Below are 14,665 nucleotides of genomic sequence, written 5' to 3' on the forward strand. Positions count from 1 at the left end.
GGTAATACCTACGAAGAGGGTCCGCCTCCTGATTAGCGGCAGAGCCGCTTTGAACTGAAAATTTCAATTAGTCCGCGAACTGATAGTTTACCTTGTGGCACATCTGACTTTACAAAAGCAGGGCATAAACCTAGTAAAGCGCAAAGGAAATCAAGCTAATTGTTCTCGAGTTTGAGCAACCTCTAAATTAAAGGTTTGACCTGCAAGATTCGCTGTAGCTGAAATTGGTAATATCTGTCTTTGGCTCAACGGTTCTTGGTTTGATTGTGCTAGTACTATTGGATTTTCAACAAAGATAAATCCTGCACTCAAAACAAGTGTCAAGCAACTATGACTGTTTTTGATACTTATCATTCTTAGACATGACTGTTTTTAATTTTCACGTAGTATATAATACAATATGTCAGTTAAGGTTAAAATCCTTTGTCAAAATCAATTTTTTTAACTTAGACGCATTCGCGGAGCGTCTCGTAGAGAAGCGAATCCTAACTTACAAATTCCAATTGCGACGAAAATGGAAGAAGCCTTCTAAAAACTCTTGCAAAGCAATATTGCTATTTAACTTTTGCTTACTCCACTCTCTTGCAGTTTGTTCTAGAATTTCTGAGAAACTCGGATATACAGGAGATAGATTTGCTAAATCTTTGACTTTAATTTTCTGGGACAGTGCTAAGGCAATCAAATTAATCAACTCTCCAGCTTCTGCCCCGCATATCGAAGCTCCTAAAATTTTGCCATTACGTAGCACAATTAATTTACACATACCAGTGGTTTCGCCTCGAAGTTGGGCTGCTGCCACCGTTTTAAAATAATGTCGTAAAACTAAAATTTCGTCTCGATTAAATAGGCGTTTTGCCTGTGCCTCTGTCAAACCTACTTGCGCCACCATCGGCACAGAAAATATTGCCCAAGGAATGGAGCGATAATCTACTTTTAACCTGGGGAAAAAAAGCGCATTGTTCAGGGCAATTTTTGCTTCATAATTAGCGATATTGGCAAAGTCGTAACCACCAATTACATCACCACAGGCGTAAATACGGTGGTTAGTGGTTTGCAGCTTATCATTCACTACTAAGCTACGCCGATGCCATTTCACACCTACCGTTGCCAAATTTAGGGATTCAAGATTCGGCTGTTGTCCAGTCGCCACTAAAATTTCATCAGTTTCAATGGCTTTCTCTCCTGCTTGAATCCACTTTTTACCCTCAATTAGCCTTACCTGAGTTACTCGTTTATCGGTGAGGACGCGTACACCCTCGACTTCCAACTGTGCTTGAAGCAATATGCCTATCTCAGGGTCAATATTGGGTAAAACATAGGGATGCTTGACTACAAGCGTCACACTACAACCAAACCGTGCTAAAGTTTGAGCGATTTCAATACTTTGGGGAATTCCGCCGAGAATGACCCAATTTTTGGGTAATGTCGGCCCCTGCAAAGATTGCCAAATATTAGAGAGGGTTAGGTAGCCAGTGATTTGCAATCCTTCAATTTCTGGAATTTCTGGACGTGAACCACAGGCTAGCAAATAGGTACGGGCGCGTAGTAGGCGATTGTTAACGGCAAAAGCCAATTGGGGTGAAGATTGAAATTGACCACTGCCAACAATGACATCTACCCCCAGTGCAGCTAGGATGCCTGGAGAATGCTGTTCTTTGAGATTTGAGGCGACGCATTGGGCATACAGCATGGCTTCTTGCCATGCCATAGAGATGTGGCATTCTTCTGAGGTACCTGTGTGTGTAGCATGAATACCAAAACTAGCGGCATCATTCAACTTCTGCCCCAGTTTACCGATTTCGGTAAGAGCATGGTGATGAGTAAATCCGTAGTCTACTTTGGGTTCCACCAGGGCAACTGTAGCACGTAGTTGGGTTGCAGCAAGAGCAGCGTAGTATCCAGCAAGACTGCTGCCAATAATTACAACATCGTAGTCAATAGTCATTTGTCATTTGTCATTTGTCATTGGGCATGGGGCAAGAGGACTTGGGGACAAGGAGAATTGGGGACAAGGGAAAAGACTTGTTTCAAGTTCTCACCTCTTGTCCCCTTGTCCCCCTCATCTCCCCCTGCCTCCCCTGTTCTCCCTGCCTTCCCTACTCCCTACTCAGTACTGAGTTTAACGCTGTTAGTAAGCGTTGGTTATCGGACTCTTCATGTACAGCAACTCTGAAAAAGCGATCGCCTAGTTCTTTAAAACTAAGGCAATCGCGGATTAAAATCTGGTGATGCTTGAGTAATTGTTGCTGTAACTGCGAAGTAGACTTTTGGGACTCAACCAGTAAAAAGTTAGCAGCGCTTACTTGGGGTTGTAATCCTGGTATTTCAGCTAAACCCTGAAAGAGTTGGTTTCGTGCAGGTGGTAGCCATTCCCAGGTTTCCTGCTGAAACTCCGTATCTTGGAGTGCCGCAATTGCCGCCGCCGCCGCTAGCGTGTTTACGGGCCAGGGGTCACGCCATAGCTGCCATTTAGCTAGGCAGTCGGGGTGTGCGATCGCATATCCTAATCGCAGTCCTGGGAGACTGTAAAATTTGGTTAGCGATCGCAATATTACTAAATTTGCATATTCCTGTACCACCGGAATCAGGCTTTGTTCATCATTGGGCGGCACAAAATCCATAAATGCTTCATCCACCACTACCAAAGCAAATTGCTCTAGGTAGGGCAAAATAGAGTCCCGTGAAAATATTTTTCCGGTTGGGTTGTGGGGATTATTCAGCAATAACCCGCAGTCAGTATTACCAAGCTCTGAGTGCTGGATACTGAGCAAAGCTTTTAACTCAGCATCCAGCATTCGTTGCTTAGAACCAATCAGGAAACACTCCAGCACATTAGCGTTATATGCAGCCAAGGTTCGGTAATAGTCACCAAAGGCTGGAGTGATTAAAATCGTCGCGGCTAATTGAGCTAATTCTCTACCTACTAAAGTAAGTAATTCTGCGGAGCCGTTACCCGGCAGAATCCACTCAGGCGGCAGTTGATGGAAGTGACTGAGAGCTAGTCTCAGTTCACTATAGTTTGGGTCTGGATAGTGCTTAAGATTACCAAGTTGGGACTTAATAGCAGCGATCGCGCTGTTTGGAGGCCCCAACGGGCTGATGCTAGCAGAAAAATCCAGAATAGCATCAGGGGGACAGCCAGCCAGTGCTGCTGCCCAGGCTAAATTTCCCCCGTGTGCAGGTTGCCGCATTAAAAAAGGGTTCCCGAAGACAGAACCTATGCTTTTGGGGGTGCTACCTTTTCTCTAAACAGTTTCCCTGCCGAGAAGGCAGGAACTCTTGTCGCGGGAATTTCCATTTTTTCATTTGTTTTCGGGTTGCGGCCTTCACGGGCTTTGCGTTCCCGTGATTCAAATGAGCCAAATCCCACTAACGTTACCTTATCACCAGAGGAAACCGCTTCAATAATCGTTTCCAAAGCGGCAGTTAAGACTGCATCCGCTTGTTTTTTGGTAACACTAGCTTTTTCAGCTACGGCATCAACTAATTCACCTTTGTTCATGTCAAACTCCTGAAGGTTTACTTGAGATTCTTTACGGATGCACCCTGGCGCATCTGTACTGAAATCTTTGTTCGCGGAAATACAAAAATCATCCTTTGGGAGTATTTTTACTCAAAACGGCTGTACATCCCATCGGCTCGACTTTTCAATGAATCATTCTAAGGTGTTGTAGCCTGATGTGGATAGATGAAACCATTAATTTATATAGATTTCGGGATTTTTTGTAATTTTGGGGTACTTGTTTCACTAAAAACTACCCCAAAAGTAGGAAAAAGTACCTAGTAAAAACCGAGATTGCGAAGGTAACAGGGAAGTAGGAGGGTAGGGCATGGTTAATATTTGTTGGGATTAGTTACCAATGTTGAAGAGTTATGAAGTCCCTTACAAACGCCGTGCGATCCTCCTAAATCTAACTGATGACTGATAACCTTTAACCGTTAACCGTCAACAACCGTAAAGAATGTTTATATAATTTAGGCGCGCATCAGCTTAATCTATATCTCCAGAAGCGATCGCATCCAATTTCTCAGCATCAAGTATAATAATCGTTCCACCCCGACGATAGGCAATTACTGGCTTGAGACTTTTAATTAACCGCACACATTCTTCGTAAGTAATGCCGCTACTGCGAGCCATGCGGTAATAAGATAATTTGACTTTTAAACACTCGCCTTGTGAAGTAGATTCAGTTCCCGATTCAGCAGCAAAATATTGAATTAATCTGGCAAGGCGAACAATAGCTCTTTCAGAAACCAATCCGTGGACTATTTCATGTAATTGCTGAATCCGACTGTTAAAAACCATCAGCATTCGTAATGCGATTTCAGGATTTTGTCCAATAGCTTTTAATAAAGCATCTCGCTCTACAGTGAGAATCTCACAATCAGATTCAGCAGTCACAGTTGCCGGGGAAATCCCATTTCCTAATAAAGCAGGAGCCGCAAAAATTTCCCCAGCAGCTAAAGCGCGAAGAATTGTTTCTTTCCCCGTCATTGCTGTTTTGGTAACTTGGATTGCTCCACTGACAACAGCATAGAGTTTTGCTGGTAAGCGATCGCCCTCATGCAGAATAATCTCTCCTTTGCGATGGCGTTGCACCTGAGTGTAAGGCTGCAAACTTACTTTGTCTGCTGTTTCTAAACCTGCAAACACAGTAATTTGCGAAAGTTGTTCTAGGGATGCCTGCATGGTTAGCCCTATATTGCAAAGGCTGGACGATGATGAATCCAAGGGTTAGCTGCTTCTAATTGGGCTGCTAGGCTGATGAGTGTGGCTTCAGCAGCAGGCTTACCAATTAGCTGCACACTGATGGGCAAACCATTACTATCAAAACCTACAGGAATTGCGATCGCAGGTTGTCCAGTTGCATTTGCAGGCGGACAAGGGGCAACCCACTCAATAATGTTTTGGAATATCTCTTCTGGACTCAGCGAAGCCCATTCCCCAACGCGGATAGGTGAATGTAGATAAACTGGCAATACCAGCACATCCACGGTATCGAAAAAAGCTACAATTTGCCGTGCCACAATCTGCATTTGAGAAACTGCTTGCAGGTATTGAGCAACAGAACCTGTGCGGGCAAATAGCCAGCGATTCAATGGTTGTAAAGCTTCAACTGGAAGCCCTGACGCAGCTACTCCAGCTTGCCAAACGATTTGAAATGATTCAACTAAACCGCTAAAATCTGGACATTTCTGTTCAACGTGGTGGCCAAGTTGTTCTAATAACTGGACTGTTTGCCGAACACCTTGCTGACAGTTGGCATCAGCTTCTCCCAAAGGAGGAATGTTAATGTCAAAGGCAATTCGCAAAGCACCGAGTTTTGTCTGAGTGGCGGCGAGAAATGATGGTTCAGGATCTGGCAACCAGTAAGGATCGCCTGTAACATAGCCAGATATGGTATCCAAAAGGGCGGCAGCATCAGCCACAGTCCGGGCGATCGGCCCGTTGGCGGCAATTCCAGCGAGGCGTTCACCTACGGGTGCTTTACTCACCCTGCCCCTGGATGGTTTGAGTCCCACCAAACCACAACAAGCCGCAGGCCCCCGAATTGAGCCACCACCATCAGAACCCTGAGCGATCGCACACAATCCTGCTGCTACTGCCGCCGCCGCGCCACCACTAGAACCGCCAGGGGTGTATTCTAGATTCCACGGATTTCTAGCTGAGGGAAAACCCGTAGGTTCTGTGTAAGGTAATGAACCTAATTCGGAAGTGGCTGTTTTACCGAGAATAGTAAATCCAGCTTGCTTAAGCCTTGCTACAACTCCATCATCATAGTTAGGAATATTGTTTAGTAATGCTGGATTTCCATAAGTACACGTAACACCTGCTACAGCATTTAGGTCTTTAATGGAAATCGGCACCCCAAAAAATGGTGGTAATTCTGAGGTAGTTGTCAATAATTCTGTTTTGGCTTTGGCATCTGCCTTCGCTAATTCTGCCGTCACCGTAAAATAACTTCCTAATTGGGGATTCAACTGCCCAATCCGTTCTAAATATATTTCCACTAACTCTAGCGGTGATACTTCCCGGCGATGAATTAACTGCGCCAACTCTAGTGCTGGGGTAAATGCTAAATCAACTTCATTCATAAGTTAGTGAATGGGTAGTTTTGGCTTTCTCTGGGATTTTTAACCTAAATTGTTACTTTAGCAGGATTTCTGGGAACTATATATTTTATGGCTCCTGGCATTTGTCACTCAACTAGGATGCTCAGATGCAACAGGCGTGGTTACGTTCTTACTCAAGCGATTTTAATTGTTTTGCAATAAACCTTCGACAAATCCCTAAGAGGTATTTATGGCTAACTTAGAAATACTTGTTAGTGAATTGCCAACACTGATTCAGAGTCTAAAACTGACTATTGGTGATTCCAATGAAATCACAGAACAAGTTGTCCTGATCAATAATGCTCAGGAACAACTACGAAATATTCAAAAATTAATTGCTCAGGAATTTCAATTTCAGAACATCAAAACTTCTGCGATCGCTACACTGCCTCGAATAGATACAGTAGCTAGTTTGCTCATACCTAGTGTTGGATTCGTACATCCAGCGATCGCAAAAAAATTTGGCAACTCAGAAACTCAAATTTCACTAACTGAACTAAAATCAAAAATTGATGACTGGATTGAATGGGGTTATTTTTTACAGGCAATAGCTACTGATATTCTCAGTGATGTTAAGTTGGTCAATAAACTAAATTCTGATATTAATCATCTTAGCCTATACGCCAAATTTCAACTGATTGCTGAAAGCTTACAAATTAACTTAGTCTTTGAAGATTCTCAAATTTTAGAGCGTCAGATTCAAAAAATAACTAATTCTCAAAATGAACTCTTACAGTTACAGCAAAAGTTAAATTATATTTTTAATACCATTAAAAATAGCCGTAGCTTGTTAAATATTTTATTAGGAGCGTCTGCTTTCTATGGTAAATCTGGCTTTGCTTTAGAGTGGTTAGATGATAACCACGAATTAATTATATCAAGTGATGGTAAATTTCAAGAGTTGACAGATATTCTTAATGAACGTGATTTTTTTCAAGAGCAAATTCATGCTTTAATTATTCAGTCTGACATTTTAAAGGAACAGGCAGAAGAAGCCTTAAAAAAGATTGGACAGAAAATTAGCCAAGAACCAATTATTAGCCAGCAGTTAGAAATAGTACCAAAATTTTCGACACAAAAAATAGTGCGTTCGGCTTTGATCATAGCCTCAAGTATATTAATCTTAGGTTTTGGTAGTTGGAAAATTAGAGAGCATCTAAGCTTAACTCAAGAAAGAAGCGCGATCGCTAATTTTAAATTTGCTCAAAAACTCGGTATGGAGGCTGCTTCTCTAGTTCAAAGTCCACCGCATCTTCTAAAAACCTGGCAACAAGCAGAAACCAAATGGCATCAGGCAATAAACTTGTTAGATAGTATTCCTCATGAAACATCGGTTTCTGATCGAGCAGAGGAAAAATTAGCTTACTATCGGATTAACTATAAATCTATCAGTCAAAGAATCTTAATTGAAAAGCAAGCTTTAGCAAACTTAGAATCAGCCCAAAAGTTAGCAACAGAAGCTAATTTATATGTACAAAACCCACCTGATTCGCTACTAATTCAACAACAAGCGAAAGATAAATGGCAACAGGCAATCAATTTATTAGAAGCGATTCCAAAAAGTACGTCTGTCTATATACAAGCTAAAGAAATGCTTCCTAGTTATAAAACTAACTATGCTGCTATCAAATAAATATAGCAGTAATAAATTAGACCCCCGACAACTTTTACGAAGTCGTTTTCTAATCACATAAGGTACATCACACATCATAGCCCCCTCCTCGCTTGCGGGGAGGGGGTTGGGGGTGGGGTTCTTCTACCTCACTCAACCGAGAACCGTTATATGTCTTCTCAACAACAGATAATTACCTAACAATTACAGCTTAGAACGGTCAGTCAAAATCTCATAACCAGTCTCTGTAACTAACACTGTATGCTCAAACTGAGCCGATAAAGAATTATCCACAGTCACTGCTGTCCAACGGTCAGATAATGTCCGGGTGTGTCTAGAACCCGCATTTAAAATTGGCTCAATAGCCAGCGTCATCCCCGCACGGAGTTTAACATTTGGCATCTCGCGGGTACGATAGTTGAATACTGAAGGTTCTTCGTGCAGGTTACGCCCAACACCGTGTCCAGTGAATTCTTCGACTATACTAAAGCCGTTAGATTTCACATGATCTTCAATTGCTCCAGCTAGGTCAAGTAAGTATACACCAGCCTTAACTTGCTCAATGCCTTTATATAAAGCTTCTTCTGCTACGCGAATTAATTTAGTAGCTTCTTGCGTCACTTCACCCACAGCAATTGAAATGCAAGAATCACCATGAAAGCCTTGATAATAAGCGCCCGTATCTACTTTTAATACATCTCCTACGCGAATTACTTTCTTAGGACTAGGAATGCCATGCACTGCTTCATTGTTAATGCTGGAGCAGATAGAACCTGGAAACCCATGATATCCTTTAAAACTCGGTGTTGCACCCATTTCGCGGATGCGTTTTTCTGCATAAGCATCCAAATCAGCCGTGGTCATTCCTGGCTTTACTAGCTCGGAAATTTCTTTTAGGACAGTTGCCACAATTGCTGATGATTGCCGCATGATTTCAATTTCACGCGGCGATTTAATTTCAATCCCTCGACGTTGTTTTTTCGCAGGTGCAGGCTGAGTCGCTTGAGAAAGTAAGTTACTGAAGATGTTCATGGGAAATTAATAATTACTGGTGGCTCTGGCGCTGAAGTATTAATGCTTTCTCTAGATTACTTGAGAAATAATATCTATAATTTAAGTTATTTTAATCCCTGATAGGGGTTCTTTCAGTTAGCCGCTAACGTATATATAATAACATATTCGCCTATTCTTGATGTGTTGAACTTGAACCAAAATCGCCCTAACTTATTTTTCGCTGCACATTATGGGACTTCGCTCAATTATCTTTAATTGAAAGATTAGAACGCTACCAAATACTAAGTCGAATAATTTTTAATTCTTGATGACAATTTCTCCAGTCATACCTGCTTCTGTATGTCCCAGTATTGGACAACGTAAGCCATAAGTGCCAGATTTTAGGGGCACAAATACCCATTCTGCCTCAGCACCCGGCTTGAGTTCCAATTCATGAATGGCTCCTTTGATTTCTACTTTGCCTGCTTGGACTTTTTGTGTCCAGATGCTATCGGCAAAATCTTTAGCAGTAAAATAGTGCTTCAGTTGGCTGGGATTGGTAAGCCTTAGTTGATAGCGTTTACCAGCCTCGAATTCCAAATGATTTGGCTCAAACTTAAGTTCGTTAGCCGAATTACCCAAGCTAACTGTAATTTCTGTGGCTGGTTGTTTGAGTAAATCACTAGACAAATTAGCCGCCATTGCTGGACTAGCAGCGATAAAATTTAGGCTGAAGAATAACGTTAATATCACGTATTTTAGCCGTAATATTTGCATCCAAGCATGAGTTAAGTAAGTAAAATATTTAATTACAATTTCGTAAAAATGATTGTAAATTTTCATCACTATTTCTCAAAAGGCAGTGCTGATGAGTAAGAAAAATTAATAGGTAGCGGAAAAAACCACTTTACCCATTCTTTATATTATCCATCCCCAGTGCCCATCTCTACTTAATGCTTTTCTCTGCTAACACAGATGGCCCAGCAGTAACGACTACAATTTGATCTGGGTGGAGTAACTCACGAGCCGCTTGATTAACTTGGGTAAGGGTGACTTTCTGAATTTTGTCAGTGAAGGAGTGCAATTCTCCTTTATCGAGTCCGTACACCTCATTCATCAGAATTCTATCTGTTAATTCCTCTGGGTTTGCCAAGGAAACGTTGTAGTTACTGATGAGGGTGCGTTTAGCTGTTTCTACTTCCAGTGGGGTAACGCCTTGTTGATGGATTTGCTGTAGCATTTGGCGGGTGCTAGCGATCGCTTTTCTGCTATCTTCAGGACTAGTTTGCATTTCTATCAAAAATGTACCTGCATTCTTCCCGGCTTGGAAGGTGCTATAAATTCCATAGGTTAAGCCTTGGCGATCGCGCACTTCTGCACCCAGTCTACTAGATAGGGTATCGCCTCCCAAAATCTGGTTCAATACTAAGGCTGCGTGAAACCGAGGATCATAACGGTTAATAGTTGTGTAACCCATATAGGTAACGGCTTGGGCTTTACCTGATAAAACTGGGTTGACACTGACTATTTTCTCCGGCATTGGCACCGTGGGATATTTTAATGTTGGTGCTTGGCCGCTAACTTCCCAGTTACCAAACTGATTTTGAATGAGCGATCGCACAATGTCTAGATCAAAATCTCCCACTAACGCTAGCACTGTCGTGTCGGGACGATAATGTTTGGTTTTGAAATCAATCACATCCTGACGCTGAATCTTCTGTAAACTCTCCTCTGTGGGAAAAGTATGTAAGGGATGTTTTTTCGGGTAAATTGACTGAACAAATATTCTTCTAGCTACTTCTGATGGCTCATCTAATTCGAGTTGTACATCAGTTAAAGCTTGTTGACGATACAATTCCAACTCTTTGACTGGAAAGGTACTATTTTTAACAACATCTGCCAATATCTCAAGGAGTATCGGCAAATCCTTTGCTAAACTATCACCCTCAATCCGCACACCTTCACGGTAGGCTTCAAAGTCTAAACTCGCCCCTCGTTCTGCTAAAACTTTGGCAATAGTTAATACATCTTTGCTCTTAGTACCATTTAGCAAATTCTTTGCCACAAAAGCAGCCAGTCCAGCTTGCTCATCTAAATCAAATTCCTTTCCGGCTTGAATGTGACCACTCAAGGTAACAGTGGGAGTACTATGATCGGGTAACAGTAATAACCGCAGTCCATTAGTAAATTTAAATTGCTGTGGTAATACTTGTGCGATTGCATCTGTAGCTAAATCCACAGGCGGTAAGTACTTCACTACTTCAGACAAGAGCATGGGAGCTACAGTAGAGAAACTCTCTGTTGTTTGAGCTGAGTCTGGTTTGTCGCCAATCTCTGCTATTCGCTTCTGAGTAGGTTCAAAAAAGCCTACTGTCCGCGTTTCTTTGGTGAGGTATTTGTTGATGACAGCAACGACATCCGCCGGCTTCACCAGACGAACAGCAGCCAAATAGCGGTCTGTGTAACGATAATCACCAGCAGTTGTCTCATCATTGCCCAATTGCATTCCTTGAGAAGTGATATCACGGTTACTCAAAATTACATCTGCTGTTAATTGGGTTTTGGCTCGTTCAACTTCCTCTAATGTCACGCCTTTTTTTGCTACATTAGCGATCGCACTACTCAACACTGAGTCAATTTTTTTCAAATCTTGTTTAGAATCAGCCGTTATCAACATCTCATACCAACCAGATTCTCGCAAACTGGTAACCGATGCTGTTAATTCACTAGCTAAACCTGATTCTACCAATGCCTGATAAAGTCTAGAATTTCGTCCCTCTGTCAAGATGTAATCCATCACATCCAGCGCAGGCACATCCGGTTGGTTTATATCTGGTAGCGGATACACCGCCTGCAAAAGCCTCCCTGCTCCCGGTTCTCGCAATACTATCGGAGATGAGGAAGAAATAATTCCTGCCTCCTGCCTCTTGCCATCTGCCGACGCTCGCGGACTCGCTAACGCTGCGCTATCCTGCCACCTGCCCTCTCCCTCCTGCCTCTTCGGTAATTTGCCAAATACCTCTTTAACTATTTCCAGGGTATTTGCAGTTTGAAAATCTCCAACAATTACTAAGACAGCATTATCGGGACTGTAAAAATTGCGGTAATATTTCTGTACCTGCTCAACTTCAAATTTCTCAACATCAGCTTTGGTACCACCTACAGGCAACCCATAAGCGTGATTAGGAAACACCGCCTGCATTACAGCACGGTTGAGGCGATATTCTGGACTATTTTCGTAACCCTGCAACTCGGAAATTACTACTCGTTTTTCACTCGCTAGTTGTTCTGGCTCAATCTGGGAATTTTGCATTCTGTCTGCTTCCAGCATTAAGAGCGCTTTCAGCTTGTTTCGTTCCACAGTACCGTAATATGCGGTTTGGTCATAGCTAGTAAAAGCATTGGAATCACTACCTAAAGCACTAAACAAACGTCCAAATTGAATTGGACGATTTTTTGTGCCTTTAAACATCATGTGTTCCAACTGGTGGGCAATGCCATTCACGCCCGGTTCTTCGTTGCGTGAGCCAACCTTATACCACACTTGCACCGTCACTACTGGCGCAGTATGCACTTCCTTTGTCAGGATAGTTAGACCATTCTCCAGCACTGTCTTGCGGACATTTTCTGTCAGTGTTGAGGGCATTATTCTTTTTGCTAACAAGATTGATTGATATTTTTCTTTGTTAGATATAGTTGCATATTGGCTATAAACAGGTTGATCGCTCAATAAAAAAACCGCTACTAGCCATAAGCTTAAAAGTAATAACGGCACAGGATATTTATAAAATCTGGAAGCTCGATACATATATTTAGCAATTATTCTGTAACTTAAGTTACAGAATTGTTTTGAAGAGTGGTATTAGTTTAATCTGGCAAAAAAATCTGTTGCCTCGGTAACAATACAGAAAAACAATATATTAGCAATAAAGCTAATAAAAAAGCTAAATTATGGGAGTTTTACTAAAACCCGAATAAATTCCAGAGGTAAGCCATCGGTATCGGCGATGAAAGCCACTTCATAAATGCGATCGCCTATTTGTTGTTGTGTCGGTTCTAAAAGTACCTTCAACGGTTGTAATTCTTCGGTTTGACTCTCAGCTGCAAGTGATACACGTTCTTGTAAATTTGTCAACCAGCTAGGTAAATCTGGTGTAATCTCTGTTAAATCGAACGAGAGATGATAGTAGCCCACATAATGTTCGTCAGCAAAGGCATCTGGGGCTGGCTTTGGTTCGGGAATTTGGATCAGTTCAATTCTGCCGCCCAATCCTTCCATCCAGCAAGCTAGAGTGTAGCCTGTGGTAAAGCGTTCTGAGATTGTAAACCCTAAATGTTCGTAGAAAGCGATCGCTCGATGAATATTCGCAGTCCGAATAGAAGCATGGTGCATAATTTGTCCTCTCTTACAAAGTCTGAGCGAAGTTTCCTCCGCTCAGACTTTGCGCTTTGCTTTGTCAGTTGTCATTAGTTATTTTCAAATGACCAATGACTAATGACCAATGACCATTACTCAAACAACCTGAAATAGGGGTAGCGTACAGGGACGCCAGGCTCTTTTTCCAAGTCAAAATTAATCACTTCCCAACAGTCATCTTCTGAGGTATCAGGGCTAAATTCCACGGGTAAGCCATACAAACGCGTAGCAGTCGCTTCTGGTTGTCCAGAACGCCAAGGCGTGCTTCGTTCTAAGTAGCCACTCATCAATTCCTGATAGCGTCGAGCGATAATCACTCTTGTTGCTCGATAGCCTTGGGTATAGAGCTTGTCTAATGCTTCGTGAATTTCAAACCGAATACCATCGGGATGAGTATGCTGTCTATACCATTCATTATTCCACCTTCGCCAATGACGCCCCGATTGCAAATGGATTAACTCTCCATTTTTAGGATTAGCTTCAAACGCGCCATGACGCGAACACAAATAGGTATCTGTTAATGTCAGCGCCGGAATAGTCTGGCGACAATGGGGACACTGTATTTCAGGCCCAAACATTGGGTACTGCAAGGCTGGATTCATCATGAAGTGCGTACAAACATAATTTTGTCTTCACTAGCACTAGTGTATTTTATTATACACCTTAGCTCCACCACTTTGGGTTACTTGCTCGTTGCTGCACAGACACGTAGTTGCGCCAGGAACATTGTTCACTAGTGTTTTCCTCACTGTAGAGGTTTGACGCTGTGATATCCTAGTTGTGCAACCAGCCTCAAAGGTTGGAGTTTCTCCAGTGTTCCTGGGTACCATATTCATATTCTATCGTGTCTACCGCTTCTTACTGGCCATCTGTCGATTTTTCTCAAGCTGCGTTTATCGCAGCCAATGCCGTTGTTATAGGTTCGGTAAATATAGCAGCAGGGGTGAGCATTTGGTATGGAGCAGTGGTTAGAGGAGATGTGGAACGGATTGAAATTGGCGAATGCACAAATATTCAGGATGGTGCAATTTTACATGGCGATCCTGGTTTTCCGACAATTTTAGAAGATTATGTTACCGTAGGGCATCGCGCTGTGATACATTCTGCTTACATTGAGCGTGGAAGTTTGATTGGCATTGGCGCAGTAATTTTAGATGGGGTACGAGTAGGTGCTGGTAGCATTATTGGCGCTGGTGCAGTCGTAACCAAAGATGTACCTGCCCTATCCCTAATTGTTGGTATTCCTGGCAAAGCGTTACGGCAAGTAACAGAGGCTGAAGCCGCAGAACTGATTGAACATGCCCAACGTTACCAAAAGTTAGCTTTAGTTCATGCTGGCAAAGGTACTGATATCGGGTTTAAGAAGTCTTAGGGACAAGGGGACAAGGGGACAAGGGGACAAGGAGATATAACCATGCCCAATTCCCAATTCCCAATTCCCAATAATTTAAACATTCTTTACATTTGTATTTGGAAAAATTGCCCACTTCAGCTAAAAATAAAAATGAGAGCAGTTGACAAAACTTTAA

General features: G+C 42.3%; 13 protein-coding genes. 2 read left to right on the forward strand and 11 right to left on the reverse strand.

The window, feature by feature from the left end; all coding sequences use genetic code 11:
• Positions 1 to 150 precede the first annotated feature (150 nt).
• The 6 genes from H6G26_RS11900 to H6G26_RS11925 form a co-directional block, all read right to left on the reverse strand.
• Entirely contained in the window at positions 151 to 354 is a 204-nt protein-coding gene (locus tag H6G26_RS11900) for a hypothetical protein (RefSeq protein ID WP_206757538.1), read from the reverse strand.
• Positions 355 to 490: 136 nt separating this feature from the next.
• Positions 491 to 1,945 (reverse strand): NAD(P)/FAD-dependent oxidoreductase, encoded by a 1,455-nt coding sequence (locus tag H6G26_RS11905; RefSeq protein WP_190729458.1) that lies wholly within the window; start codon positions 1,943 to 1,945, stop codon positions 491 to 493.
• 151 nt (positions 1,946 to 2,096) lie between these two features.
• Entirely contained in the window at positions 2,097 to 3,191 is a 1,095-nt protein-coding gene (cobD, locus tag H6G26_RS11910) for a threonine-phosphate decarboxylase CobD (RefSeq protein WP_190729459.1), read from the reverse strand.
• 26 nt (positions 3,192 to 3,217) lie between these two features.
• Positions 3,218 to 3,502 (reverse strand): HU family DNA-binding protein, encoded by a 285-nt coding sequence (locus H6G26_RS11915; protein ID WP_010998076.1) that lies wholly within the window; start codon positions 3,500 to 3,502, stop codon positions 3,218 to 3,220.
• Between the two features lie 489 nt (positions 3,503 to 3,991).
• The gene (locus H6G26_RS11920) at positions 3,992 to 4,690 is read right to left on the reverse strand and encodes a Crp/Fnr family transcriptional regulator (RefSeq protein ID WP_190729460.1); all 699 of its coding nucleotides are present in this window, start codon (positions 4,688 to 4,690) and stop codon (positions 3,992 to 3,994) included.
• An 8-nt stretch (positions 4,691 to 4,698) separates the two neighbouring features.
• A complete protein-coding gene (locus H6G26_RS11925) occupies positions 4,699 to 6,096 on the reverse strand; it encodes an amidase (protein ID WP_190729461.1) in 1,398 nt (465 codons plus the stop codon).
• A gap of 208 nt (positions 6,097 to 6,304) precedes the next feature.
• Between H6G26_RS11925 and H6G26_RS11930 the strand changes: the two genes are divergently transcribed.
• The gene (locus H6G26_RS11930; protein ID WP_190729462.1) at positions 6,305 to 7,747 is read left to right on the forward strand and encodes a hypothetical protein; all 1,443 of its coding nucleotides are present in this window, start codon (positions 6,305 to 6,307) and stop codon (positions 7,745 to 7,747) included.
• 183 nt (positions 7,748 to 7,930) lie between these two features.
• Here the strand turns inward: H6G26_RS11930 and map are convergent, their stop codons facing one another.
• The 5 genes from map to H6G26_RS11955 form a co-directional block, all read right to left on the reverse strand.
• Positions 7,931 to 8,758: a type I methionyl aminopeptidase gene (gene map, locus H6G26_RS11935; protein WP_190729463.1), complete on the reverse strand. Its 828-nt coding sequence runs from the start codon at positions 8,756 to 8,758 to the stop codon at positions 7,931 to 7,933.
• Between the two features lie 279 nt (positions 8,759 to 9,037).
• Positions 9,038 to 9,562 carry a cupredoxin domain-containing protein gene (locus tag H6G26_RS11940; RefSeq protein ID WP_190729464.1) on the reverse strand — a complete coding sequence of 175 codons (525 nt, stop codon included), beginning with the start codon at positions 9,560 to 9,562 and terminating at the stop codon, positions 9,038 to 9,040.
• Positions 9,563 to 9,665: 103 nt separating this feature from the next.
• Positions 9,666 to 12,527, reverse strand: a complete 2,862-nt coding sequence (locus H6G26_RS11945) for a pitrilysin family protein (RefSeq protein WP_190729465.1) — start codon at positions 12,525 to 12,527, stop codon at positions 9,666 to 9,668.
• A 141-nt stretch (positions 12,528 to 12,668) separates the two neighbouring features.
• Positions 12,669 to 13,112, reverse strand: a complete 444-nt coding sequence (locus tag H6G26_RS11950) for a VOC family protein (protein WP_190729466.1) — start codon at positions 13,110 to 13,112, stop codon at positions 12,669 to 12,671.
• Positions 13,113 to 13,228: 116 nt separating this feature from the next.
• Positions 13,229 to 13,741, reverse strand: coding sequence for a TIGR02652 family protein (locus tag H6G26_RS11955; protein WP_190729467.1), 513 nt, complete (start codon positions 13,739 to 13,741; stop codon positions 13,229 to 13,231).
• A gap of 239 nt (positions 13,742 to 13,980) precedes the next feature.
• Between H6G26_RS11955 and H6G26_RS11960 the strand changes: the two genes are divergently transcribed.
• Positions 13,981 to 14,508, forward strand: coding sequence for a gamma carbonic anhydrase family protein (locus H6G26_RS11960; protein ID WP_190729468.1), 528 nt, complete (start codon positions 13,981 to 13,983; stop codon positions 14,506 to 14,508).
• Positions 14,509 to 14,665: the final 157 nt, after the last annotated feature.

This window comes from Nostoc sp. FACHB-888, from assembly GCF_014696655.1.
GTDB lineage: Bacteria > Cyanobacteriota > Cyanobacteriia > Cyanobacteriales > Nostocaceae > Nostoc.